Origin of the sequence: Vibrio sp. YT-18 (genome assembly GCF_033337345.1) — a bacterium.
In the GTDB taxonomy this organism is placed as follows: Bacteria; Pseudomonadota; Gammaproteobacteria; order Enterobacterales; family Vibrionaceae; genus Vibrio; species Vibrio alginolyticus.
This window is the reverse complement of record NZ_JAWOQO010000009.1, coordinates 41,825-67,190: the sequence shown is the minus strand read 5'-3', so window position 1 is coordinate 67,190 and position 25,366 is coordinate 41,825. Positions and strand designations below refer to the sequence as shown.

The following is a 25,366-nucleotide window of genomic DNA, read 5'->3' as shown; positions in this document are numbered from 1 at the left end:
AGGCTCCAGAGATGAGGTTAAGGCAGCAGTTGCGCAAGTTGTTGGCAGAAAGGATGCGAGCTTTGCTGAATGGCTTGCCATGGTTCGCCATAAGCCACCATGGTGTTATCCGCAATCACCAAGACTTTGTCACACGCCAAAGCCGCAGACAGATCGTGCGTGATCAACAAACCACTGATGCTGCGTTGCTGAACACTGCTGCGGAACAACTCAAGGATCTCCGCTTCGGTGATGGGATCGAGCGCACTGGTAGGTTCATCAGCGATGATCAAGTTCGCACTACCAAGCAACGCAATCGCAATACAAATACGCTGGCGCTGACCACCAGATAACTGGCTTGGATGCTGCGCCAATGCTGCTTTTGGCTCCGTAAATCCGAGTTGAGACAACAAGGTCGTCACCGTGTCTCGGTTTGCTGAAGACAAGCGCGTTTTGTTGCCCGTCAATGCCAAACACAGTTGTTGCTCGACAGACGCCAATGGATTCAGCGCTTTAAGTGCATCTTGGAAAATGACCGCGGGACGCTGGGATTGACTCCGTTGCAGCATGGCAGTTTGTGCGACTTCACTGCTGTTAAGCTGGATAATTCCGTCTACCCAAATATCAGACGGCAAAAAACCTGCGACGGCTTTCGACAACATGGATTTACCAATGCCGGAAGGTCCCATAATGGCAAGAACTTCACCTTGAAACAGCTCAAAAGAAATGTCTTTGAAGAGTGTGCGTTCTGAGTCTGTAAGGCTGAGATTATTAACGGAGAGTATTGGTTGAGAAATCACGACATCAAACTAAATGTAACAATATAACATAACGATAGTATCACGCAGGTCTGAGCAAGAAAACAACTCAGAGGGGTTATTTCATCACCTTTTTCACGCTTTTATCAGCAAGGGCAGATGGCTCCGCCCTTGCGATAAAAAATCGAAATAAAACCGATTGTAAAAGCGTGAATTACTGACACTTTTGTTTCACTTGATCGAGGTACGGGAACAAGAAGACAAAGCGCCCAACGTAGAACAAAGTGAATGCCAGCCACAAACCGTGATTGCCCCAGTATTGCACCGCAATAAATTGCGTCACTAAGAACAACACCATGGTTAGGAAGGTAGAGTTACGAACTGGTCGCGTTGTCCCCGTGCCGGTAAAGATGCCGTAAAACGTAAGACCAAAACCAGCAACCAGCGGGAATGCCAATAACCAAGGGCTCATGTCTAGGTACAGCGCAACAAGGTTTGGCAAAGTGGTAAACAACGTCACCACTTGGTGTTTGAACAGTACCAACAGCAAGGTCAATACAACAACGAACGCCGCGGTCCATTGCGTGTTTAGCTTAATCACGTTATCAAGCAATGTCGGATTCTTCTGCCCTACGGCTTTACCTGCAAAGACGCTCGACGCATTCGCTACACCATCAAACATGTAGCTGACGATAAAGGTCACTTGCATCAAGATTGCGTTCGCCGCGAGCACATCAGAACCTAGTTGAGAGCCTACACGCGCCATCATGTTGAAGAACACCAATAGACACACAGTACGAAGCAGCAGATCCATATTGGAAGACGCGATAACTTTGAGATCTTTACGCGTCATTTTCGCTGTTTGAATGTAATCAAACAGCGGGAAGCGACAGGTTTTCAACACCAGCACCGCACCGATAACAAACGTCGAGATTTGCGCGATAAGTGTCGCTACCGCAACGCCAGCAATCCCCATATCGAAGTACAACACAAATACGATATCCAGCACGATGTTCAGCACGTTACCAAACACTTGCGTGAACAAGGTTTCTTTGGCTTTCGCCTGCCCCATCAACCAACCAATCACGGTGTAGTTCAGCAGTACAAATGGCGCACCAAAGATCATAATATCGAAGTAAATCTTAGCGTTTTCTGCCACGACGGCATCAGGGGAGATAATCAGCTCTGCCCCCATCCAAATCACGGACTGCAACGCAATGAAAATCAAGCCAAGGCAGAGCGAAAGCACGAAAGGACGGAATAAGCTGCTCGCTTGATCTTCTGGGCTATTTTTACCTAATGCAATTGCACTTTGCCCGGTAGTACTGACGCGGAAAAAGCCAAACAGCCAATACAAGGTATTCATGATGACGGTGCCGATCGCCACACCACCAATCATCTCAGCCACACCGAGTTTACCGATCACCGCGGTGTCCACCGCCCCCAATAATGGTTGGGTAACAGTAGAAACAATGAAAGGAAATGCGATTTTAAAATAGTCTTTATGAGTCAGGGACATCTTAAATTATGAACGGGGTTAATTTTTTATAAGGTCGCTATCATATGCGAATGGCGTCCGAACATGAACCAAAGTTCGCCAGCAAGGAATAGCATTGATAATTGATACAACCAGCAAACGTATTCTCATACCAAAGCTTGAAATAGGATAACGACTTATGAGAAAAGCCAAGTTAACTGCATATAAATGAGTTTCTAGTTTGGAAAGATTAGCGTTTGGTTGAGCATGGCAGATCAGAATGTATCTGCCATGTCATAACGGTAGTGATTGGTGAAAAGAGACCGTACAGATGATATTTAATGCTTGTGGGTTTCATCTGACAATGTTTAGGTCGATACCAAGCCTTATGTTCTGTAAAGCACCTTTACAACATGCCAACCGAACTTGGTTTTAACTAAATGCGGCGTTAACACTTCGCCAGAAAAGCACACTTTGTCGAACTGAGGTACCATTTGACCACGGCGGAATTCACCAAGGTCACCACCGCGTTTGCCTGACGGGCAAGTTGAATACTTCTTCGCTAATGTCTGAAACTTTGCGCCTTTTTTCAGTTGCTTGATTATGTCTTCCGCTTGCTCTTTGTGCTTCACAAGAATATGTAATGCGGCTGCTGTATTTGCCATTGATCTATCTCTCACTATTCTGGTCGCGCAAGTGTACCCAATCCTTTTTAACAGACCAAACATTTCTTAATAATAACTCAGCGGTAAAGGCCCAACTACACGAGGAATATAAAATCGTCTACATAATGAGTTTAAAATACAAACAAGTTTTGCTCAGTTAATCACTATTCTCTAAAAGATTGTCTAAAAAGCTCACATTTGTCTCTCCGATGGTTGAAGCCTTCGTCTGATAAGATTAGATTAGACACAATTCGGTGGTATTTATAAGGTTATTTTCATGGCAAAAGTCGTTAGCAAAGCGAATCAATCTCAGGGTATGTTGATGTTTAAGCTCACCCTGCAACAGAGTTTCGCTATCGGTACGCTAAAAGTCCGTGAAATCGTCCCGTACATGCCAACGACAAAGATCCCTTACTCGCATCATCACGTCATTGGAACCGTTACGATACGTAACTTAACAGTACCAGTGATCGATATGTCAGCGGCTGTTGGCTTTCGTCCTATAAGTGAAGAAGAATATAAAAGCTGCTACTTGATCGTGACAGATTGCTTGCGAACCGTGGTTGCTTTTATGGTTCGTAGTATAGAGAAGATCATTGAGTGCGATTGGAAAGCTATTGAAACGCCACCTCCGAGCGCTGGAAAAAATATTTTCGTGACTGGAATTACTCGCTACGAGGATAAAACGGTTCAAATGCTGGATGTGGAACTGCTACTTTCCAAAATTTATCCGCAGTACGAGAATTCAAAGATCCCAATGCTGACAGATATTGAGCGAGAACGCCTAAAAGCACTCAGTATTCTATTGGTGGATGACTCTTCCATCGCTCGTAAACAGCTATGTGACGCACTCGATAGCATCAATATTGGGTATCAAATCTGTAAAAATGGTTTAGATGCATTGGAACTGATGAAAAGTGACGCTGCGGCTCATCGCCCAATTGATATTCTGGTCAGCGATATTGAAATGCCCGGATTAGACGGTTATGAGTTAGCATTTGAAGTTCAGAATAATTCCTCTCTGAACCATTCATACCGCATTTTACACACATCGTTATCGAGCGAAATCTGTGTAGACAGAGCTCACCAAGTTGGCGCGCATGAGGCACTTGAGAAATTCAATGCAGGAGAACTAATCGAAGCGATGCTTCGCGGAGCAAAAGAGCTAGAAGCCAAAGCTATGACTTCTTAACTCTTATTGGACGACTTGATTTGAGAATATAATGCAGTGCTTGTCCTATCCCTGATGCTCACATCCGCTAATTTCTCAGCTCACTTCTTTGGCATCGCGTAACTACGAGAAACGAATTCCGTCTCTTTGACTTGGTGAGCATGATTAATATAAGAAGCTAGGCTGTAAAGTACATTCGCTAATAAGTTCGCGTAAAGAAACAAAATAGGTGCGGGCTGCTTCTTACCTGTATGTTCAACGGTAACTAATGCTCGTACCGTTTTTTTAGCTTGGCAACGGCACAAATGCAATTGACTGGCTGCCGGGTGCCCTCCGGGTAGAACAAAGCCTTTGAAGCCGCCATCAATACGTTGCTTGAGCAAAGCATAATCGGCCTTTAACTCTTCAACTTCCGCCTCTGTAATCGCTAATTTTCCGCGAACCGAGCCATTTAGATGATAAACATTAGGCTGCATTCTTGTCAGTATATCGCGGCTAAACTCGTCCAACTCCATAGCGAGAACAAGGCCAATACGACTACAAAGTTCATCTGCTGTAATTTCAAAGTCACAAACCGGACTGTCCTCGTAAATAAACGGATAGCAAATCTCGCTCAATTCCTTACTTACAGGTTTCATGCTTTTGTTCCAATATAAAAAAGGGAGTCAGTATAACCTAACTCCCTTTAAACGTTCATTATGCCAAATGATCGACATTCATATGATCGGTTAACAATCAGGCACTTTCGACTTTCTTGTGACCTTCTTGAAGGTGAACAAAATCGACTAAATCATCACCAGACACTTGATACGCCTGACCAAAACCTTTAACAAATAGCCCCGATTCTGGCTTTAAGTTGAACAAAACGAAATCCTCTAGCTGGCTTAGACCATCAATAATCTCACCAAAACGCTCTTTCATTTGTTCAACAACTTGTTGCCACATCTCTGTGTCTCGCTCAACTACATTTGCTACCGCATCAAAAGTTAAGCGCTTACGAGCAAACAGCTGCTTTGAAGACTCTTCATCTTCGATCATCATCAATGAAACATTTGGATTTTCTAAAAGGTTACGGGCATGACGAGCGATTTTAGAAATGAGAACGAAATAACCTTCCTGGTTTTGGACATAAGGCGCGTAGCTTACATTCGGGCGACCTTCTGCATCGACAGTTGCAAGCTGAAGTGTACGGCGCTCCTGACGAAACTCTTTGATCTCTGGCCCTAAACGACCTTGCAAACGCTCTTGTTTAACTTGTTGATCCATATTGATACCTGACTTTACTAATTAGTATTCGAGTTAAGCCTCGATTATGTTTGTGATTACTTTTTTAATTCGGCTTGTAGGGCGCGAAATGCGGTTACTTGTTCTTCAATCAACTCGCGCTTTTCGTTACGGCCTAAATAAACCTTGAAAATATTGCTTCCGCACTCCGAGAAAAAACCAAAATAGTGACTCTCTCTACCCATAAACGGTTTACTGACTAATGCGACATTTTTAACGTTATCTAATTTAAGGTGGCCGTGCAGTTCACCTTCTCTACCCATTAAATTGTAATAGCCACGCGCCACTTTTCCTTTTGGAAACGGCGCTTTAACTTCAAAGATAGAACCAAAAGAGTGGACGATGGTCGTCACCGGGCCAAAACCAACCAAACTTTCTAGGATGCTTTGCGCTTGCTCTCCTGGTGCAATAGCCACCATTTCCTGAGGTAGAGCCGCAACAACCTCAAACTCGGAAATGCCAAGACGCTCTGCCATCGCAGCTGGCAATAATTGTGGTTCTTGCTCTAGTAATACTTCAACTTGTTGCTTGATTGATTCCATTGTGTCTTCCGTTTTTGTTCAATTTGTTTTCATTAATTATTGGATGCTTTCGGTACCGTTTCGTTCATCTCTGACGTGAGTACCTGAATACAACTTTGAGCCAATGACACTGCCCAGAAGCTGCCTGCAAGAGTAAGGACTGCGCTACGTTCATGTAGCTGTACTAAGCCTTTCGCTTGCCACACTTTAAATAGAGGCAATAAAAACACGAACGCGTCCTCTCCCATAAATGATGGAAGTTGATTTGCTTGAACAATGCCACGGTCAAACGCAGATTTGAGTGCAGAAAAAAGTGGTTCTAGAGGGCTTTGTTTCATCATCATCGCGATGGTGCATTGACCTTCTTTGACCGCTTTAATATAGGTCTCTAGTGTGCGGTGTTGCATCATCCCGTAGCCACCGATATTACCTCCAGCACCACAGCCAATTGGCAATACCTCTGCATAAGTCTTGGCTAAACTATTGTATAAACTACGCTCGCGGTTATCGATTGCCCAATGGTTCACGCTAAGTTGCTTCATATGGTGTTTGGCCATAAAGCTCACACCGAGCTCATACATTCCCGCTTTTTCTGGTGTGGTCGCAGGTGGCGGGATTTTTCCCTTTTCTACGAGGTTGAGCATGGGAGCTGACCCACCAACCACTAACTGATACAAATCCAGTCCGTGTGCGCCAGTCGAGAGGAAATCATTTAAATCTTGCTCTAACACTTCTTTGGTTTGATAAGGTAAGCCATAGAGTAAATCGATAATGACCGGAATTTTGTCTTCTTTGGCGATCTCGCTCACTCGTTTGAGGACATCTTCCCTATCATCTAAACGTTTTGCGCTGCGGCGCACTTGTGTATTAAAACTTTGCACACCAAAAGAGAAACGATTAAACCCACCCTCTAAAGCGCCTTGATACAACTCATCAGAAAAACGATTGATGCGACCTTCTAAGGTGATTTCGCAGTCTGCAGCCAAAGGAAAGTAGTCTCGGATAGCCTGGCCTAACACACGAACCTGTACTGGAGATAAATCCGTTGGCGTTCCGCCCCCGATATATACGGCGTGAAAAATACCATTTTGTGTCCAAGGTAATGCCGCTTTCTCTCTAAGCTCCTGCATTAATGCTTCAAAGTACTCATCAACCAGTGTGCGACTTGCAGCATTTTGAAAGAAATTACAAAAAGTGCAACGAACGCGACAAAACGGAACATGAATATAAAGACAGCGTTTATTGGTCGCTTTAATTGAGTTAGCCGTAATACTCGAAAAAATCGCCTGTTGTTGAGACGAGGGCACAGGTACGCTCGCTCCCCCGGCATGTGCAGAATGCTTCTTAACAAAAGCAAATCGCAATGGATCAGGACTATCACTGCCCAACACTGATTCATCAAGCTTATCGATATCGACGCTCATATATACTCGCTTAACTCCCATCATGTAAGGGATGGAAGCTGATCTTAAAAATTCTGCAAGAATCATAATTTGAGCGTAATGATAATGCAATTGATAATTGATCTTATTTCCATTGTAAGTAATAATCTGCCCAAGTTTTCATAGTTTCCCGAGATATTCCGTGAACGTACAAAGATATGTCATTGCAGGAGGTGCTTCCCTTGCCATCCATGCCGCACTTCTTTTTGTTTCTCAAGAGACAAAGGTGTTCGCGATGCCGGCTGGAAACCCAGCAAGTTCGGTAAGTCTAAATCTTGTGTCTGCTCCTCCCGCTGTCGAAAAATCTACACCAGAAAATGTAGCGCCACCAAAAGAGCAGCCTCAAGACCAACCTGAACCAGAAAAGAAGATTGTAAAAAAACAGGTCGTCAAGAAAGACGCTGTTAAGAAGAAGGTAGTAGAGAAAAAACCTGAACCGGTTAAACAATCTAAACCTAAAGCGGTCGAGCCCACCAAAACCGTAACAAAGCAAAAGGTTCAGCCCGAAGCGAAACCAAAGAAAAAAACGGAACCGGTGAAGAAAGAGACGGTAGCTCAACAATCCGCACCTGCGAGCCAATCCAAAGGGGCAACGTCTCAGCCTGTCTTGGTCGACAAACCAACGTTTGTGAGTCAACCAACACAACCCCGTTACCCAAGGTCTGCACAAAGACGCGGTATTGAAGGTGTAGCCTTGTATGAGATATGGCTAGATGAGAATGGTAACCAGATTAAACAGGTTTTGATTGAGTCTTCCGGCACAGAGTCGCTAGATGCCTCAGCACTTCGTGCGATCAAACAGTGGCAATTTACACCACATATTTCAGGTGGGCTAAAAGTCGCTCACCGAGTACAAGTACCTGTTCGTTTTAAGTTGGATGGATAATGGAACAACTACAAGAATTACAAACTCAATTTGGGCTGATGACATGGCCTTTGATCATTTGCTCAGCTCTAACCGTGATGATCATCGCCGAGCGATTATTCCATGTGTTAATTAGCCTTGGTGTAGGAAAGCGAGCCATTCGCCAAAAGCTCACAGGATTAGACCCAACAAATGGGAGCGAACTTGAAGCACTTGCTGAAGAGTTGTCGAATAAGCGGCCGCTTCTGTACCGTGGTGTTGCGATGTTGCTTGCTCATCATTCGTTTTCGAAATCTTTAAGAGAAGATGCCGCAGGTATTTGGCTGCAAGAAAAACGCCATCAGTTGCATTCCGGCCTTCGTTTGCTGACGCTGATTGGCGTCATCAGCCCTTTAATTGGCTTGCTTGGTACGGTACTTGGCTTAATTGACATGTTTAAAGGCATCGCGGTTTCAACGGGGAATATCACTCCGAATGATTTGGCTGACGGCCTAGGTCTTGCTATGCGCACCACTGCCGCGGGTCTCATTATCGCACTTCCTGCCATTTCAGGAGCGCAGATCATTGGTTTGTGGGCGGATCGTGTAATCGCCAAGCTTGAGCACACTTTAAACTACGTCAACTTATGGCTTGAAGGTATCTCGTTACAGCATGTCTCGCCAGACCACTCAAAAGTAACACTGCGCTCTTCTGAGAAGATTGAGGCTGCAACTCAATGATTAAAACACCACAAGAAAATAGTCGTAACGGTTTAACCCCCGATTTAACACCGCTGTTAGACATTATTTTTATCGTCATGGTTTTCCTGATGTTAACCGCAGCGGTCAAACTCGATTCATTAGACGTCAATTTACCGAGCACAGAATCTCAGGCTGTTGCAGATGTCGATAAGCAATCCATCACGGTAAATATTCTTAAAGACGAGCCTTACTGGGCTATTAACGGCAAGACATATATCGATTGGGACAACTTTACCCTCGCGCTGTTAGAAGAGAGTAAGTCAAGCGATAAACCGATTGTAATTGGAGCAGAAAAAACCGCGAATATTCAGTCGCTAGTACAACTTCTCGGCTTTTTACAAGAAAACGGAATTCAAGCAACTCAGTTACTCACTGAAGAGCCATCATAAAAATAAGTAAGATAGAGATCCTTTCAAAATGAAGAACACACGCATCACTATTCATGCTGTTGTCACGGCAGCCATTTCCCTACTTGCGAGTAGTCAACTTTTTGCCAATGAAACGCCATCCTCAGAGCGCGTTGTTAGCGCAGGCAGCGCCGTCACTGAACTCTTGCTTGAACTCGACGCTAAAGATAGCTTGGTTGCTATCGACGTCACCAGTCAATTACCAAAAGGAATGGAACTGCCTAAAGTGGGCTACCATCGTCGTCTTTCAGCGGAGGGGTTGCTCGCCTTACGTCCGACAAAAGTCATTGGTTCTGATGAGATGGGGCCGAAAACAACATTGAGCCAATTGAAATCGGCTGGCGTAGAGGTAGAAATCGTTAATACTGATGCAAATGTCGAGGGCCTTTATCAACGTATTGATCAAATTGCGAACCTTATGGATCGCAAAGCTCAAGCTGAAAGCTTAAAGCAAGATGTCCAGGCGCAAGTACAAGCACTCAATGCAAACCAGCCTGATCAAGCAAAGAAAAAGAAAGTGCTCTTTCTGCTGATCCATGAAGGGCGACCTGCAAATGTTGCGGGCTCACAAACGACACCCGATGCAATTATTCAACTCGCCGGCGGACAAAACCCAGCCGCTACACAACTCTCGTCTTACAAGCCTCTATCCACAGAAGCGATGGTAGAGATGCAGCCTGACGTGATTCTTGTTAGTGGTCGCAGCTATGAAACGTTGGGTGGTGCCGATGCAATTTTAAAAGCAATGCCGCTTCTTGCTGCAACACCCGCTGGAAAGAACAAAGACATCATAACGATTGATGGCCATGCTCTGGTAGGTGGTTTGGGCCTTAAAAGCCTTGCAGAAGCTAAACGCTTGAATGCACTGCTTTACCCATAGAGACATGACATGTTGTTAAGACGTATCCCCCTTTCAACGACGTTATCAGTGCTTAGTGGATTTTTAGCATTTATTGCTATCGCCTCTATTACCGTTGGCCCAATGAACATTAGCTTTGCTGACAGTTTGCGTAGCCTAACGGGAGGCAGTTCTGATCTCGCTCCTCACATTCAGTTGGTCATTAACGAAATCCGATTGCCTCGCACCATTTTGTGTATGTTCATCGGCGCCATTTTGGCAATTTGTGGTGTGGTTATGCAGGGCTTGTTCCGTAACCCATTAGCCGAGCCAGGTATCATTGGTGTGTCTGCTGGCGCTGCTCTTGGTGGTGCATTCGCTATTGTTGTATTTGCTGAATTTAGCCAAAACTATCCGCAACTAATGAACTTAGCGGCTTTGCCTCTTTTTGCTTTCCTTGGCGGTGCACTAACGACTATTCTCGTTTATAAACTCGGCACAAGTAAGTTTGGTACCTCAGTTACAATTATGTTGTTAGCCGGCGTTGCCATCAGTGCGCTCTCGGGTGCTGCGATTGGCTACATGAACTTTATCGCAGATGATCAGATGCTGCGAGACTTGACGCTTTGGTCGATGGGCTCATTAGCTGGTGCAAATTGGTCAGGGATTGCTCTATCTGCTGTAACACTCGTCATCCTATTACTCTGGTTCCAGAAGAAGTCGATGGCGCTGAATGCTCTGTTGTTAGGGGAATCAGAAGCAAGACACTTAGGAGTTCCGGTTCAAAAACTCAAACGTCAGCTTATTTTACTTTCTGCACTGGGTGTTGGTATTACGGTGAGCATCAGTGGTGCAATTGGCTTTATTGGGCTCGTGATTCCTCACTTAGGGCGCATGCTCGCTGGGCCTGACCATCGAACGCTATTACCAATATCTGCCTTAATGGGAGCACTGCTTCTTACTGCCGCAGATATGTTTGCTCGTGTTGCCGTGGCACCAGCTGAATTACCAGTTGGAATCGTGACCGCATTGATTGGCGCGCCCTTTTTCATCTACTTATTGTTCCAGCAAAAAGGGAAGATTTTGTAATGAACCAGATCGTTTTATCGGGGAAAAACATTTCGATGACATATGGCAACCGTGTGGTGCTCGATGACATCAACATTGATATCCGAGCTGGTGAAGTGACCGCCCTACTCGGCCCCAATGGCGCAGGTAAAAGTACTTTACTCAAGCTTCTATGCGGTGAGATCTCTTCGAATCATCACATCACCTACTTCGGTAAACAAAAGCATGATTGGGAGCCTGAAAAAAGCGCCAAACATATTGCAATGCTCCCGCAGCACAGCACCTTAACCTTCCCATTTCTAGCCAGAGAAGTCGTAGAGCTGGGGGCAATACCGCTATCACTGTCCAATAAAGAAACCACTAAACTGGCTTTACATTACATGGAACAAACCGACGTATTGCATTTAGCAGAAAGCCTGTACCCGTCTTTATCTGGTGGAGAAAAGCAACGACTGCATCTAGCACGAGTGATGACACAACTACATCAATCTGGCGAAAAACGAATCTTAATGCTTGATGAACCTACCTCAGCGTTGGATCTCGCCCATCAACACAACACGTTAAAAATTGCTCGTGAAACGGCAAAAGCACAGAACGCTGCGGTGGTTGTGGTGTTACATGACTTGAATCTAGCCTCTCAGTACGCGGACCGCCTTGTACTCTTGCATAACGGGAAACTAGTTTGTGATGACACGCCATGGAATGCACTAACGTCAGAGCGCATTGAACAAGTTTATGGCTATCGCTCTATTGTGACAAAACATCCGACGCTAGACTTCCCTCAAGTGCATGCCGCAGCATAAAGCGTATCTCCTCTAAAGCCGTCTCGAAAACACTTTGATACGACAAAGGCCCGCAATATGAGAGTTGCGGGCCTTTGCTTTTATATTGGCAGAATTTGTTGCTTTAAACGCTATTACTTGCTCATTTGGATCAATGAACGACCAATCAACCACTCAAGCTCTTTGTCACCACCCGCACCAAACTGGCTTTCAACCATTTTGTATAAGCGGTCAATACCATTAGCAGCAAATTCTTGCGCATTTTCAGCGGTGACAATGTGATGGAATAGAAGTCGTAAAATCGCGAGGAACTCAGCATCTTCCAGCGCTTTAATCCAACTTTGTGAAAATGCATTTAATCCTTTATCAAACTCTAAGTGTTCAATAAACATTTTAAAGATACGGCCATCCAGTGCGGCGGTGAAGTCCGTTTTCTTAGGGAAGTGATGGCTAATACCGGTACGCGATATACCTGTCTGCTGGCTTAGCGTCGTGTACGACATTTTGTCGTAACCTAATCTGAGTAGCTGATCAATAACGGCATCCATGATCTTTTGGATAGTGATTTCGGTATCTTCTTTACTACGCTTTGGCATATTTTAAGCTCTTCTCTTTGTAAATCCATCTAACTCACTATTAAATGAGGCCAGAATGAAATCATTCTTAGCATTATACCCGGCTCGCCGATGCGGTTCGATTAGCGAAAACCTAGAAATCAGGTTGCTAAACGCTGCACTTTAAAGCGCTTTGGGTATATGTATTGCGACTATTTAATATCATGTCGAGTTCCAAACCATAACGTCTTTACACTGCGTAATGTGTAATTTTCAGTTATGTTTTTGTCAATACATGCTACTCAAAATAAGGCGAAAAGTTAGTCTCATCAAAACCTCGCGCCAATTATTCATCGAAACTATTCAAAGACCAAGAATGATAATTATTAAAAATAATCAATCAAGAAATAGTCTTATAAATTAACCATTAGTTCAACTGGACTGAGCAAAATCTCGTCACTATGTTCGTTAATTGATTTTAAATGTTGATATATATCACATTAACGTTCTTGATGATTTAGTAATCCAATCTTTAACCCTTACTTAACAAGTGCCTATTCTGTTCCTTTTTTACGCAAAAGTCGTCATTTTTGTAGATACAGATCAAATACCTGATAGAATACCCTTAGTATTTACAAGAGGATTCGTTATGAGTGTCGAATTAGAAAAAAACCAAGTATGTGAGGCCTGCGGCTGTGCTGGCGAGATTGGCTTTATCATCAAAGAAGGTGACGAAGTTGCCGACGTAACGGTTTTCGCACAGACAAAAACAGAGCTAGAGTCTGAACTACAAAAATACATCGAGCTCGCTAAATCAGTATGTGCTGATGTTGAATACAATGTTTCAGAAATAACCGAAGAATCGAACCAAGCGACGGCTCGATTCAAATTTGAAGTAAGTGCTGAAAAACTTATCTTTGAATTAAAAACTCGCTCACTCGCGCGTTAATGAAAAAAGCGAGCATGATGCTCGCTTTTTATTTTTCCAATCTCTTAATCTTAAACCGCTCTAAATGAAACAGACAACTTCGGCGCGTTTATTTATCTTTTTTGAACACGACCCACTTTAACGAGCCATTGGTTTCAAAATCGTTCTCAGCGGTACACATCAGTAATACGCCTTCAACATTAATCACGGCCCCTGTGGTGTAGGCTTTATCATCGTAGTAACAGATACGCTGACCTACCTTACCGTCAGCAACTATTAGCGCTTTGTTTTCTGGTGTACTGTATGATTTAGCAAAAACGGAACCCGACAGCAGTACTGCAAAAACACCAGCGGTAAAAATAGATACACTTTTTAACTTCATGAAAATCTCCCTCAAACCTCAATAATACTAACAAGGACCCTTGTGAAGTTCTTGGAAGAATCTCATATTATTCAAATATCTACTGATATTTTTCTCACCTCTACGCTTGAATCTGCTTCACATTCAATCATTTAATTTATCTCATTTTAGTAAGCTTGAAGTTACTTAGCGCAGTAAAGAAGCGCACACTTTTAGCGTGCATCTCTAATTTGAATATTTAAGTTATGAATCAAAAACTGTGAGCAAAAAATGCATAATAGGTTTATTTAAGTATAAGATAAGCACCTGTTGATCTCGGTATTTAACTAACTCTTTGACTATGCGTTTTGTTTCCCTATGCCTTACTTCAATCCTGCTCTGCTCGTCTCCTTTGGCATATGAGCTAGATTACTATTCTAAGTTTGGTCACATCGATAATTACGGCAATCTTGATCTTAGAAACAAGCCTTACACCCAACTACCCTCTGGCCTAGTGGTAAAGGGCAACTTAAACATCTCACAAACCCCTATCAAAACCTTGCCTAAAGGGCTTGATGTTGAAGGCAGTCTGGAAGCAACTAACAGCGCACTCAAAGTTATTCGCTCAGGAACAAAGATAAAAGGCTATGCAAACCTACTAGGTAGTAAGATCGAAAACTGGCCTAAAGGCATCAAACTAGGCGGTTACCTAAATCTGACAGATACACCGTTAAAAACGCTTCCAGCTAAACTTCGAGTAAAGGGTGATCTAAGTGTTATTCGCACTCCCATTTCTGAACTTCCTGAAGGATTGGTGGTTGATGGTAATCTTTATATTGGAGGATCAGCGCTGAAAGTATTTCCAGACACAATGACGGTGAAAGGGAATATCTATTTAGGTGGTAACAAGATCACCAAGTGGCCTAGCAATTTAACCCTTGGCGGGGCTGTTGCACCTTAAAAAGCAGACAAGAAAAAGCCCCGGGAAACCGAGGCTTTAAGGCGTTCATAATCCATCAAGTTCAGCGATGAATACTACTCTTGATTGTTCACTGGGTTGGCATAGCTCGCCACCAAATAAGGTCTTGCCCCTTCAGGTAACTGCTCCAATTTATCCGCGAGGTGACGCTTCACCGCCTCTGTGATGATGCTTGAATCTTCGCGTCCAGCAGCTAGTAAGTTGATTGGGTACAACTTGTAGTTGTTGTGAATTTGGCGGTCGATTTCGCCGGCAAGAGATTCTGGCGTTTCAAACTCTTGATCAATCACATCACCAAACGCGACATGCACACGGCCTTTATAGCCAACGATACCTTGAATGATGCTTTCGATATCTTCAAATTCGCCTTTTTCATAGCGGCCATTTTCTGCTTTTTCGTACAGCTCTTTTGCTTTGGCAATGTCACATGGATCATTTTCATAGGCAATCGAGACAGGAACGATTTTCAAAGAACGCGTGTACTCACCAAAACTGATTTTTTGTTTACGACCTTCAACATGGAACATTTTTAAAATCGCAGGATCAGTAAAGTCGTTTCCATCTTTAGCACGGCCTTCCTTTTGGGCAATCCAAATTGAATTGCCAGTATCAAGCGAATGTTTGATATAGCTTGACAGTTGTCCCAATGCTTTCATCATTTCTCTAGGCGCTTTAGCAGAGCGCTTAACGATGAAGCTCTTATTGAGTCGCATCAATTCTGTCGCACATGGCTTCTTCAGCAGGTTATCGCCAATCGCTATACGAACTGTACGGTGCCCACTTTGGTACAAGCCATAATTTACGAGCGCAGGGTCCATCGCAATATCACGGTGGTTAGAAACGAATAGGTATGACGTGTTTTTATCCAGCTTATCCAAACCAGAAAAAGTGACGCCATCCGTTGTCTTATTCAATGTATCTTTCAGATACTTCTTCACTTCAATCTGAATTGCTTCGACAGAATCAAGCTTGCTCCACTTGGCTTTCAGGTAGATGCGCAGGATCGGGCTCATTAGCGTTTTGAACCATGCTGCTTTATTAGCAAAGCGATGTTCTAGGATAGCAGTGATAAATTCATCATCTTGGATTAGACGATCCAGCGCTGCTGGAATTTCTTCGTCGTTGTAAGGACGAATTTCAATATAAGGATCGGTATTGGCTGTCATTGTTCATTACATATCAAAAAAAGCTGGCACATTTTACGCATAGTTTTGCTGACAAGCAGCATTTCAACCCATACTTTTAACATGGTCATACCAGTTAAGCCACCATTTATCATGCTAAAAAATTCTCTCAGCCGGTTGGAATCGTATGGGTTTAACGTTACCCTTAGCGCCAAAAAACACTGGTACTCATAATGAACTACGCAATTGAATTTCACGACGCTAAATACCCCTTTCTTGATGTAGCTGCGCGTAAAAAAGCACTGAAGCACAGTCTACTATCTGTCATCGAAGGGTTAGCCGTCATTAAATTGGGTAAGCAGGAGTATGCCATTGAACCAGGCCAATATTTTTGGATTCCTCAAGGATGTTTGAGCTCCCTCACCTTTTTACCTAATTCTCGTGTATATCGTTGTGATTTTTCTGTGCGTTTAAATGACGACTTCTCACAACAGGCGGGCTTTGTGAAGCCTTCACCGCTACTAAAAGCGCTCGTCGAGAAGCTAGCAACAACTGCCGAACGCTCGGATCTGCAAACCGATCTACTGACAGTAGTAAGACATGAAGTATTGACGCTGTCTCCTAAACTAGCGCACTCAACGTTAACGAGAACCATCAATCAATGGACTCCTGGCTGTGACATGAATATTTCTAAAGAGCTTTGCTTGGTACTAACACTACGTGAAGCAAGAAAAATGAAACTGTCGGGGAAGAAGGAAGAGCAAATTGTTGACTCTCTTTTTGCTGGTAACACCGAAGAATATGAACAGCTTTGCTTTTTAGTCTTTGGAGAAGTGCTATAACTTGCTCTTTAACAAGCTACGTGTTCAGCATTACGTAGAATTACGGACACAGAAAGTAGATTAAAACAAAAAGGGCGTACATTGATAATGTACGCCCTTTTTTCATTTGCTTGAGGTGTCTAGAAAGGTACCTCTATCTGCATCATCCAGTCAGCGTCATAATATTCGTGCCAACGATAATCAAACCGCATTCTTGGCTGTCCGTCGGATTTATCACCAAAACCAACGCTGAACATCAACCCGTGACTACGAAACCACTCTTCTGTATCCATTTTACTCTCTTCGTCTCGAAGCTCTTCCGGCATCCAAAAACCAAGACCAAAGTAATTCTTTTCTAAGTTTTGAGTTAGAAGTGGGGTGTCTTCCGGCTTAATCGCCCACTCCTCCCAATAGTTTTCTGTTGGTCCTTCAAGCTTCGCTTCCGCTGCATACCAAATCAATGCTTCAGTACTTAACACGCCGATGGAATCTAAAATTTCTTCACAGATTGGAAGCGTGTTATCTTCAAACACCACGGAACGATCAGAAAAATAGTTACACGCGGAATGAGCTTTTGTCACCACAAGCAGCGCACATGCACTAAATAAAACGACTCTGACCATGAAAATCTGACCTCTCAGTTCCCAGACAATGTTTCTCTGTATAAGCCTTTACTAAGTAATAAATCACGTACGGAAGGTGTTGTATAGGCGCCGATCTCTTCACCCTCGGCCAATGCTTTGCGAATATCTGTGCTTCTGACTTTTACTTTTTCAGGACATGCCATAACAGTCCAACGTTCCGTAATCTCTTCAGCTCTAATAAATTTAGCAAATTTGAAGAAATTATCAGGACCAATGACAAAAGTTATATCGGCAGTTGGGTAGATTTCTTGAATTTTTTCTAACAACGCATAGGTCGTCACACTTTGTCCAGGTTGGTATAAAGCTTGCTCCACATCAGAACGCTGAACATTAGAAAGCCCCATATCCTTGATGAACACATCAACCATTTTGCACCGAGTTGGGTAATCAAGCATGTTCTTGCCCCAAGCGTGTGCAATGCTTGGCTCAAGTAGCACAAGATCAAAGTGGCTCAATGACTCAATAACACTTTTATGCCCTAAACTAGGTGGGTTAAATGCACTACCAAAAATGGCGATTTTTTTCATATCCGGTGATTACCTGGTTGAAGAGAGTTTTCTAATCTGATGATTTCGGTATGATACTACTAATCTTTACAGCTTTTGACCCTAAAGTCGCGTTTAATGAGCCTCAACTGTATGGTTTATCACCATTTGAGCAAATGTGCTTTAGAGTCTGAAATATTTGCAGGAAAAGGAACCCTAAATGGAACAATCCATCCGTGACGAAATGCGCGTACTCCCTTCAATTGATCCGCATTTTGAAATTGAACGCCGTGTCGCTTTTATTAAGCGTAAATTGCAAGAAGCGGGCTGTAAGTCTCTTGTTCTTGGCATCAGCGGTGGCGTTGACTCAACGACATGTGGTCGTTTAGCTCAGTTGGCTGTAGACCAGCTGAACGAAGAAGCGGGCAACAATAGCTACCAATTTATCGCAGTTCGCCTGCCTTATGGGGAGCAAAAAGATGAAGATGAGGCTCAGCTCGCTCTGTCTTTTATCCAGCCAACCCATTCTGTATCGGTGAACATCAAAGCAGGTGTTGACGGGCTTCATTCGGCTTCTCACGTTGCATTAGAAGGCACAGATCTTCTACCAACTGATGCAGCAAAAGTCGACTTCGTAAAAGGCAATGTAAAAGCGCGTGCTCGCATGGTTGCTCAATACGAGATCGCGGGCTACGTAGGCGGCCTTGTTCTTGGTACTGATCACTCAGCAGAAAACATCACTGGTTTCTACACTAAATTTGGTGATGGCGCTTGTGACATGGCACCATTGTTCGGATTAAGTAAGCGCCAAGTTCGTGAAGTAGCTGCTACATTGGGTGCACCTGAGCAACTAGTTAAGAAAGTGCCAACAGCAGACTTAGAAGAGCTTGCTCCACAAAAAGCAGATGAAGATGCCCTAAGCCTAACTTACGAGCAAATCGACGACTTCTTAGAGGGCAAACCTGTTCCACAGCAAGTGAGTGACCGTCTGGTAGCGATTTACAAAGCAACGCAGCACAAACGCCAGCCAATCCCGACGATTTACGACTAAACGATATTTTCGTTCTCTTTAAAACTCAAAACGCTGCTAAAAATAGCAGCGTTTTTTTTGTCTAGGAACAGTTTTTGTCGAAGGACAAAGACGTTCTCGCCTAGTTGGTTACTGTTACATCCGTCTCTGGCACAGCACAACACGCCAATACGATTCCCATTGCACGTTCCTCATCAGTCAACGCGGGCACGTCCGGATGATGTACTTGACCCGACGTAAGCTGAACCTTACACGCGCCGCATAAGCCAGCACGACAGCTATTACTAACAACCTTCCCTGCATCTTCGAGCTGATCTAACAACGTTTTTTGGTTGTTGCCTACGACTTTAGTTCCATTAAAGTCAATAGCGAGACTTTTCTCTGGCTTTGACGTAAGAGAAGAAACTCCAAACGCTTCTTGATGGTAGTTTTCTTCTGGCAGCCCTTTTCTTAGCAGGAGATTTTTCGCTTTCTCCATAAAACCATCAGGACCACACACAAACACCTGCCGCTGTTCAACATCTTTGATTTGCTTAATGTGTGACAAACTTAAACGCCCTTTCAAACCAAACCAATCAACAGCAGGTTGCGTTAAACAGACTTTTACTTCTAGCCCTGGGTGCTCACGCTTTAACTGCTCCAACTCTGAGCGACAAGGAATATCATTTTCGGTCCGACATTGATGGTAGAAAACCACGTTCTCCAACTGATTATGATCCGCTAAGTAACGTACCATCGATAGCATTGGTGTTACTCCGCTACCCGCAGAGAGTAACAATAGAGGCTGCGCTTCATGCGTTTTTAGGTGGAACTGGCCATCAGGTTGTTCTGCCTCTAAAACATCACCGACTTGTAAGTTGTCTAAGAGTGAGTTAGAGACTCTTCCACCCGCGATACGCTTTACAGAAATAGCATAACGACCCGGGCGAGAAGGACTGGATGATAAGGTATAGCGTCGACCCACTTTCTTACCATCAATATTCACCTCTATTGGCAGGTGTTGTCCTGGCAAGTAATTAGGCAACGAACCTTTGTTTGGCTCTAACCATAAGGTCACAAAGTCTTGGGCAATTTCTTCACGCTCAACACATGTAAGCTTCATGCGCACTGGCGAGTTATCTGCGTAAAACTCCGGCTCTTTGTACTCCAATACTTCAACTTTATCGCCTTGACGAATAATGCCTTCATTTCGCGCGACAAGATTCTGGCCAAAGAACACACCACCGACATCGTTTGCACGGAACTGTTGCAAGGTTTTGAGCGGCTCTTTGCTCTCACGGAATGTGCCTCTTTGGGTATTCACCGTAGTCAGGATACAGCGCTCGCAAGGTTTGAGAGACTCAAACTCTACCTCACCGATTCGTATGCGCTTCCATGAATCTTCTTCAAATGGCTTAGTATCAGAGACAACTAAGTTAGTACGAAACTGATCCATTGAGTGTAGCTCTGAACTTCTTCGGTTCAGCTCATCAAGTGAAGCTTGGCTGATCACTAAAACCGGATAACCATCAGCAAAACTGACGTTTTGACCTAGCTTTTCACGGACACGATTCGATTGCTCACCACTAAACAACAACTCAACGCGCTGCCCCAACACACGACTAAACCAGTCATCTGCATCATCTGTCGTGGTATAGGCAGTAAACGTATCTTTCCAAACCGTTGCAGGTGTCTCCTGCATTTTGAAATCTTGGTAACGGATTTTAAGTGGCTCCATACCCAAACTACTAAACACCACTCCATCGGACAATAAGGCAGACTTAATGGTTACCATTTGCGGATACTTTCGCGCAGTGATCATCGAGCCATCAGCTTTCGCAATCATAAAGCGACGATCGAAGCTCAATCCTTGCTTCTCAACCCATACGGACGACAGCGATAATCCGCCAACTGACTTAACCGGAAAAACATTAATTTGGGATAAAACGGGTTGCGACATAGCCTTCTTCCTACGGGTGTTTTTTATTTGTTGCGGTATTGTATACTCAAATCACATTAAGTTGCAGAGTCTACTGCCTCTTCATCCATTTCAACTTTCTCGAAACCATATTCTTATAAATTTGGTTTTAGTGACAAGTATTTACTACACTCAATATTCGCGTTTTTTAACACCGTTCTGACCAAATACCGTTTGATAAAGTGTGATACGACACACATAATTCACCCAAGTTATCACTACTCCCATTTATCGATTTGGAGCTTAATTATGGATACAAGAAAACTGGTTCTGATTTTGTTATGTATCTTTCTTCCGCCTGTCGCGGTGTTTATGGAGAAAGGTCTAAATAAAGACTTTTTGATTAATCTAATATTGACGTGTTTCTTCTTTCTACCAGGTACGATCCACGCGCTTTGGTTAACAATGAAGTAACCACTTACACTCTCACTCTTTATAAAATTGAAAAATGGGATGAAATATGAGGGCAATTCCTCTATCATCCTGTCGCCTAAGCGCAAGCGTTTGCTCAAAAGCAAATACGGCGCTTAGGCTCCAATCAGACAACTTTTCAATGGTGGGAGCAATTAATGACAACACTGACTATCACTCGTCCTGACGACTGGCACGTTCACTTACGCGATGGGGAAGTTCTTAAAGACACCGTTCGCGACATCAGCCGCTACAATGGCCGTGCGCTGATTATGCCAAATACCGTCCCACCTGTTACTACAACTGAGCTCGCCCTAGCCTACCGTGACCGAATTCTCAAAGAGCAACATGGCGAACAGTTTGAGCCTTTAATGGCGCTTTACCTTACAGATAACACGACACCAGACGAAATACGTAAGGCTAAAGCAACCGGACACATTGTTGCTGCCAAGCTCTATCCTGCTGGCGCCACAACAAACTCAGATTCCGGTGTGACCAATGCGAAAAACATTTATCACGTTTTAGAAGCAATGGAAGAAGTAGGAATGTTACTTTTGGTTCATGGGGAGGTAACACATCACGATGTTGATATATTCGACCGAGAAAAAGAATTCCTTGATACCGTCCTCGCTCCTATCGTCAATGATTTCCCTAATCTTAAAATCGTACTAGAACATATCACCACCGCCGACGCAGCAAACTTCGTTAACAATGCCTCAGACAACGTAGCGGCTACCATCACTGCCCACCACCTTCTTTTCAACCGTAACCACATGCTTGTGGGTGGTATTAAACCTCATTTCTACTGTTTGCCAATTCTTAAGCGCGGAACCCACCAGCAAGCGCTGATCGAAGCAGCAACTAGTGGTAGCAAGAAGTTTTTCCTAGGTACAGACTCAGCGCCACATGCGAAAGGGGCAAAAGAATCGGCTTGCGGTTGTGCTGGTTCTTACACTGCACACGCTGCGCTAGAGCTTTATGCAGAAGTCTTCGAAAAAGAAGGCAAGTTGGAAAACTTGGAAGCTTTCGCAAGCTTCAACGGTCCTGATTTTTACGGCATTGCACGTAACACAGATACAGTAACGTTAGAAAAATCCGCTTGGGATGTGCCAGAAACGATGCCATTTGGCAATGATATCGTTGTGCCTATTCGAGCAAATGAACAGATCGAGTGGAAAGTGAAGTAAGTACTTTACTGACGTTTCACCCATAAAACAGGGTCATGCTTTTTGTAAAAAGAAGTCATGACCCTTGTTATTATCGTCTCATGTTTTAGATGTGATTATTGACCACGAAGCTTTTCAACCATCGTCCATACCGCAACCACAACCAACCCCGCCACAAAGCCGATAATACCGTTCAGTAAAATAGGCAAAATGGCTGTAGCAACCGAATGACCACTAAAGTTCATAATAATCGGCTCTACAAAGTGATGAATGGCTGGCACGTTGTGCACCACAATTCCTCCACCCACCAAAAACATCGCAGCAGTTCCTACAATGGTTAACAACTTCATCAACTTTGGTGCAAAAGCGACCAAGGCCCCTCCGACTTTCGCTACCCAACCTTTACCGTTTGAGCGACTTTCAAGGTAAAGGCCTAAATCATCTAGCTTCACAATCCCAGCGACTAGTCCATAAACTCCAACCGTCATAATCACTGCAATTAAACTGACAACTAAAATTTGCGTAACAAGACTGGCTCCTGTCACGGTACCTAACGCAATCACGATGATCTCTGCTGAAAGGATAAAGTCTGTTCGAATCGCACCAGAAACTTTACGCTTTTCATACTCTTCTATCGACTCGCCAGTATTAACTAGCTCCTCTTTTTCTTCGTGCGGATGCGAGTGAGGAAACACTTTCTCAAGTACTTTCTCTGCCCCTTCAAAGCAGAGAAATAAGCCGCCAATTAGCAATAATGGCATAATAAGCCATGGAATAATCGCGCTAATAAGTAAAGCTGAAGGAACTAAAATCAATTTATTTTTGAATGAGCCTTTTGCAACCGCCCAAACCACTGGAATCTCTCGCTCAGATGCAACACCAGACACTTGTTGAGCGTTTAACGCTAGATCATCTCCCAATACACCTGCGGTTTTCTTTGCCGCCATTTTTGACATTAAGGCGACATCATCAAGCACCGTGGCAATATCGTCCAACAGTGTGAGTAAACTTGCTCCAGCCATTTTTTGTCTCTTATATGAAATTGAGTAAGTAACAAAATGTAACACCAATGAATCACTCATCAAAGTGATGATTTTGCAAAGAATACCACCCCAAATGGTGTTTTATATTGCCGTAAAGATAAGACAGGTCTAGTCTTGTGATACCTTTCAGCAGTCAAAAGAAAAAGTATAGATGAAAAGTGGATACATTTACCCGATCGGTACTCCTGGCCAACCTTGGAACGAAGAAGAACGTAAAGCTTGGTTAGCAACGCAAGAAGTAAAACGTAGCTACCAAGATGAAGTCGTCAGTAAAATCGATGCCCTACGCGAGCGTTTTGATGTTGAACAATATGGTGCGCTCTCATACAACGAGGCACGCTTCCCTCTGTTTTGTATCAAAACACGCAATTGGGATTCAACTAAACCTGCTGTGTTGGTCACAGGCGGCGTGCACGGTTACGAAACCAGCGGTGTACATGGCGCATTAAAGTTTGTAGAAACAGAAGCAGAGCGCTATGCAGAGCATTTCAATATTGTCGTTGCACCCTGCGTAAGCCCTTGGGGTTACGAGGTGATCAACCGCTGGAATCCAAACGCGATTGATCCAAACCGCTCTTTCTATAAGGATAGCCCTGCCGAAGAGTCCGCTAACCTCATGAAGCTCGTTGCAACTTTAGGCGATGTGTCAATGCACATTGATCTACATGAAACGACAGATTCTGACGAAACTGAGTTCCGTCCAGCCTTAGCTGCTCGTGATGGTATTGAGTACATTGAAGGTATGATCCCAGATGGCTTTTACACGGTGGGAGATAGTGAAAACCCTCAGCCTGACTTCCAAAAAGCGGTCATTGAGTCAGTTGCAAAAGTGACTCACATTGCACCAGCAGATGAAAACGGCGAAATCATTGGTTCACCCGTCGTACAGTTTGGCGTTATCAACTACCCAATGGTAAAACTGGGCCTGTGTGGCGGCGTAACAAATTGCGTTTACGGCACGACAACGGAAGTGTACCCAGACAGCCCAACGGTGACCGACGAAGAATGTAACGATGCACAGGTTGCAGCCGTGGTGGGTGGTTTGAATTACATAATCGCTCAGCTATAACAATCGATTCTTGTATTGCTCCGGTGTCATGCCGGAGTATTTCTTGAACATCGCGATAAAAGGGCTAGCTTGGTTATAACCTAACGTCAGAGCGACTTCTTTTACGGTCTGCCCTTTACGCAGCAACTCCATAGAATGCAAATAACGTACACGTAAGCGCCACTCAGTAAAGCTCATTCCTAATTCACTCTGGCAATGTCTCGCTAACGTGCGTTCTGTGGTATGCACTTTTGCCGCCCACTCCGCCAAACTGATCTCATCCGTCGGCGATTCTTCTACTGCTTTTAAAATCGGTTCAAGATACTTATTGTCGGTAGTCGGTAAAAAGTGATGTTCGACTTCTTGCTTTGCAAGCTGGTCCAATAACACTTGTACCAAGCGCTTGTCTTCATCAGTTTGCGCCACGTTAATGTCTCGCTGACGAAAGTCCTCAATAATAGATGACACGATTGGAGTCACTTTGATCAAGCTCGTTTTGGTAGGAAAATGCGCTGTCAATTCAGGGGCAATGTTCAAAGAACAATATTCGATTGGCTTACGGTTGTAGCTAGTGTGACGAATTCCGGCGGGAACCCAAATAGCAAGATGTGGAGGTGCTAGAAATCTTGTGTCTTCTGCATCCATCTCCAGAATCCCACCGCTGATCAGTTGCACTTGCCCCCAAGGGTGGCTATGAATTCGTGTTTCTGTATTAGAGAGAAACGCTTCGAAATTCATAAATACATCTGATGGCGCACGATCGATTGATAAGGAGGGGTGAAGATTTCTGGCGCTCTTTTTCAAAATTGTCTTCCTATCGCTTACGATGTCTTTTAAGA

At 43.9% G+C, this 25,366-nt stretch carries 29 protein-coding genes; 14 read left to right on the top strand and 15 right to left on the bottom strand.

Translation table 11 applies throughout. The features are described from left to right. Positions 1-17 precede the first annotated feature (17 nt). The 3 genes from R7M72_RS13895 to ppiC all read right to left on the bottom strand — a co-directional run bounded on the left by R7M72_RS13895 (position 18) and on the right by ppiC (position 2,942). Entirely contained in the window at positions 18-779 is a 762-nt protein-coding gene (locus tag R7M72_RS13895) for an ATP-binding cassette domain-containing protein (protein WP_017635267.1), read from the bottom strand. 172 nt (positions 780-951) lie between these two features. Next, a complete protein-coding gene (locus R7M72_RS13890) occupies positions 952-2,256 on the bottom strand; it encodes an MATE family efflux transporter (RefSeq protein ID WP_053303813.1) in 1,305 nt (434 codons plus the stop codon). Between the two features lie 344 nt (positions 2,257-2,600). Next, complete coding sequence (gene ppiC / locus R7M72_RS13885) at positions 2,601-2,942, bottom strand: peptidylprolyl isomerase PpiC (protein ID WP_080276970.1); 342 nt, start codon at positions 2,940-2,942, stop codon at positions 2,601-2,603. 214 nt (positions 2,943-3,156) lie between these two features. On the opposite strand from ppiC, the gene R7M72_RS13880 reads away from it, so the two are divergent. Continuing rightward, complete coding sequence (locus tag R7M72_RS13880; RefSeq protein ID WP_005385059.1) at positions 3,157-4,071, top strand: chemotaxis protein; 915 nt, start codon at positions 3,157-3,159, stop codon at positions 4,069-4,071. 80 nt (positions 4,072-4,151) lie between these two features. Here R7M72_RS13880 and R7M72_RS13875 read toward each other — a convergent pair whose 3' ends face one another. From R7M72_RS13875 to hutW, 4 genes are all read right to left on the bottom strand, one after another. Then, entirely contained in the window at positions 4,152-4,688 is a 537-nt protein-coding gene (locus tag R7M72_RS13875) for an ATP:cob(I)alamin adenosyltransferase (protein ID WP_318056228.1), read from the bottom strand. Between the two features lie 97 nt (positions 4,689-4,785). Further along, complete coding sequence (gene hutZ, locus R7M72_RS13870) at positions 4,786-5,316, bottom strand: heme utilization protein HutZ (protein WP_017635270.1); 531 nt, start codon at positions 5,314-5,316, stop codon at positions 4,786-4,788. A 56-nt stretch (positions 5,317-5,372) separates the two neighbouring features. Then, positions 5,373-5,876, bottom strand: coding sequence for a heme utilization cystosolic carrier protein HutX (hutX, locus tag R7M72_RS13865; protein WP_005385051.1), 504 nt, complete (start codon positions 5,874-5,876; stop codon positions 5,373-5,375). Positions 5,877-5,908: 32 nt separating this feature from the next. After that, positions 5,909-7,279 (bottom strand): heme anaerobic degradation radical SAM methyltransferase ChuW/HutW, encoded by a 1,371-nt coding sequence (gene hutW, locus R7M72_RS13860; protein WP_206953515.1) that lies wholly within the window; start codon positions 7,277-7,279, stop codon positions 5,909-5,911. Between the two features lie 160 nt (positions 7,280-7,439). Here hutW and R7M72_RS13855 point away from each other — a divergent pair, with 160 nt between their 5' ends. From R7M72_RS13855 to R7M72_RS13830, 6 genes are read left to right on the top strand one after another with little or no spacing between them, the layout of a single operon-like run. Further along, complete coding sequence (locus tag R7M72_RS13855; RefSeq protein WP_025998667.1) at positions 7,440-8,183, top strand: energy transducer TonB; 744 nt, start codon at positions 7,440-7,442, stop codon at positions 8,181-8,183. After that, positions 8,183-8,881, top strand: a complete 699-nt coding sequence (locus R7M72_RS13850) for a MotA/TolQ/ExbB proton channel family protein (RefSeq protein ID WP_005385044.1) — start codon at positions 8,183-8,185, stop codon at positions 8,879-8,881. The genes R7M72_RS13855 and R7M72_RS13850 overlap by 1 nt, the downstream gene beginning before the upstream one ends. Next, positions 8,878-9,291, top strand: a complete 414-nt coding sequence (locus R7M72_RS13845; protein WP_005375322.1) for an ExbD/TolR family protein — start codon at positions 8,878-8,880, stop codon at positions 9,289-9,291. Before R7M72_RS13850 ends, R7M72_RS13845 begins: the two co-directional genes overlap by 4 nt. 28 nt (positions 9,292-9,319) lie before the next feature. Then, positions 9,320-10,189 (top strand): hemin ABC transporter substrate-binding protein, encoded by an 870-nt coding sequence (locus R7M72_RS13840; protein ID WP_182016438.1) that lies wholly within the window; start codon positions 9,320-9,322, stop codon positions 10,187-10,189. Positions 10,190-10,198: 9 nt separating this feature from the next. Then, a complete protein-coding gene (locus R7M72_RS13835) occupies positions 10,199-11,236 on the top strand; it encodes a FecCD family ABC transporter permease (protein ID WP_005375318.1) in 1,038 nt (345 codons plus the stop codon). Beyond that, positions 11,236-12,018, top strand: coding sequence for a heme ABC transporter ATP-binding protein (locus R7M72_RS13830; protein WP_005385036.1), 783 nt, complete (start codon positions 11,236-11,238; stop codon positions 12,016-12,018). The genes R7M72_RS13835 and R7M72_RS13830 overlap by 1 nt, the downstream gene beginning before the upstream one ends. A gap of 113 nt (positions 12,019-12,131) precedes the next feature. On the opposite strand, the gene R7M72_RS13825 is transcribed toward R7M72_RS13830, so the two are convergent. Next, the gene (locus tag R7M72_RS13825) at positions 12,132-12,593 is read right to left on the bottom strand and encodes a TetR/AcrR family transcriptional regulator (protein WP_005385033.1); all 462 of its coding nucleotides are present in this window, start codon (positions 12,591-12,593) and stop codon (positions 12,132-12,134) included. A gap of 607 nt (positions 12,594-13,200) precedes the next feature. Between R7M72_RS13825 and R7M72_RS13820 the strand changes: the two genes are divergently transcribed. Next, positions 13,201-13,500 carry a YfcZ/YiiS family protein gene (locus tag R7M72_RS13820; protein ID WP_005375307.1) on the top strand — a complete coding sequence of 100 codons (300 nt, stop codon included), beginning with the start codon at positions 13,201-13,203 and terminating at the stop codon, positions 13,498-13,500. A gap of 88 nt (positions 13,501-13,588) precedes the next feature. Here the strand turns inward: R7M72_RS13820 and R7M72_RS13815 are convergent, their stop codons facing one another. Continuing rightward, entirely contained in the window at positions 13,589-13,861 is a 273-nt protein-coding gene (locus tag R7M72_RS13815; protein ID WP_005375306.1) for a YnjH family protein, read from the bottom strand. A gap of 319 nt (positions 13,862-14,180) precedes the next feature. On the opposite strand from R7M72_RS13815, the gene R7M72_RS13810 reads away from it, so the two are divergent. Beyond that, positions 14,181-14,780, top strand: coding sequence for a hypothetical protein (locus R7M72_RS13810; protein WP_238975540.1), 600 nt, complete (start codon positions 14,181-14,183; stop codon positions 14,778-14,780). A gap of 74 nt (positions 14,781-14,854) precedes the next feature. On the opposite strand, the gene R7M72_RS13805 is transcribed toward R7M72_RS13810, so the two are convergent. Then, positions 14,855-15,964, bottom strand: coding sequence for a 1-acyl-sn-glycerol-3-phosphate acyltransferase (locus tag R7M72_RS13805; protein WP_238975541.1), 1,110 nt, complete (start codon positions 15,962-15,964; stop codon positions 14,855-14,857). Between the two features lie 191 nt (positions 15,965-16,155). On the opposite strand from R7M72_RS13805, the gene R7M72_RS13800 reads away from it, so the two are divergent. Further along, a complete protein-coding gene (locus tag R7M72_RS13800; RefSeq protein WP_170890005.1) occupies positions 16,156-16,764 on the top strand; it encodes an AraC family transcriptional regulator in 609 nt (202 codons plus the stop codon). 119 nt (positions 16,765-16,883) lie between these two features. Here the strand turns inward: R7M72_RS13800 and R7M72_RS13795 are convergent, their stop codons facing one another. Together R7M72_RS13795 and R7M72_RS13790 are read right to left on the bottom strand one after the other, a co-directional pair. Further along, on the bottom strand, positions 16,884-17,366 hold the full coding sequence (locus tag R7M72_RS13795; protein WP_318056227.1) for a hypothetical protein: 483 nt from the start codon (positions 17,364-17,366) through the stop codon (positions 16,884-16,886). A gap of 14 nt (positions 17,367-17,380) precedes the next feature. Continuing rightward, the gene (locus tag R7M72_RS13790) at positions 17,381-17,914 is read right to left on the bottom strand and encodes a nicotinate-nicotinamide nucleotide adenylyltransferase (protein WP_318056226.1); all 534 of its coding nucleotides are present in this window, start codon (positions 17,912-17,914) and stop codon (positions 17,381-17,383) included. A 178-nt stretch (positions 17,915-18,092) separates the two neighbouring features. Here R7M72_RS13790 and nadE point away from each other — a divergent pair, with 178 nt between their 5' ends. Next, a complete protein-coding gene (gene nadE, locus R7M72_RS13785; protein ID WP_005375299.1) occupies positions 18,093-18,923 on the top strand; it encodes an ammonia-dependent NAD(+) synthetase in 831 nt (276 codons plus the stop codon). Positions 18,924-19,023: 100 nt separating this feature from the next. Here the strand turns inward: nadE and R7M72_RS13780 are convergent, their stop codons facing one another. Beyond that, positions 19,024-20,841 carry a hybrid-cluster NAD(P)-dependent oxidoreductase gene (locus tag R7M72_RS13780; protein WP_318056225.1) on the bottom strand — a complete coding sequence of 606 codons (1,818 nt, stop codon included), beginning with the start codon at positions 20,839-20,841 and terminating at the stop codon, positions 19,024-19,026. 267 nt (positions 20,842-21,108) lie between these two features. On the opposite strand from R7M72_RS13780, the gene R7M72_RS13775 reads away from it, so the two are divergent. Further along, a complete protein-coding gene (locus R7M72_RS13775; protein WP_005375297.1) occupies positions 21,109-21,273 on the top strand; it encodes a YqaE/Pmp3 family membrane protein in 165 nt (54 codons plus the stop codon). A gap of 155 nt (positions 21,274-21,428) precedes the next feature. Next, positions 21,429-22,457: a dihydroorotase gene (gene pyrC, locus R7M72_RS13770; protein WP_005385019.1), complete on the top strand. Its 1,029-nt coding sequence runs from the start codon at positions 21,429-21,431 to the stop codon at positions 22,455-22,457. Between the two features lie 95 nt (positions 22,458-22,552). On the opposite strand, the gene R7M72_RS13765 is transcribed toward pyrC, so the two are convergent. Further along, entirely contained in the window at positions 22,553-23,458 is a 906-nt protein-coding gene (locus tag R7M72_RS13765) for a DUF808 domain-containing protein (protein ID WP_017821242.1), read from the bottom strand. 172 nt (positions 23,459-23,630) lie between these two features. On the opposite strand from R7M72_RS13765, the gene R7M72_RS13760 reads away from it, so the two are divergent. Continuing rightward, positions 23,631-24,548 carry a M14 family metallocarboxypeptidase gene (locus tag R7M72_RS13760; protein ID WP_171342493.1) on the top strand — a complete coding sequence of 306 codons (918 nt, stop codon included), beginning with the start codon at positions 23,631-23,633 and terminating at the stop codon, positions 24,546-24,548. Here R7M72_RS13760 and R7M72_RS13755 read toward each other — a convergent pair. Further along, complete coding sequence (locus tag R7M72_RS13755) at positions 24,543-25,331, bottom strand: AraC family transcriptional regulator (RefSeq protein WP_005385013.1); 789 nt, start codon at positions 25,329-25,331, stop codon at positions 24,543-24,545. The two genes, R7M72_RS13760 and R7M72_RS13755, sit on opposite strands and share 6 nt — an antisense overlap. Positions 25,332-25,366 lie beyond the last annotated feature (35 nt).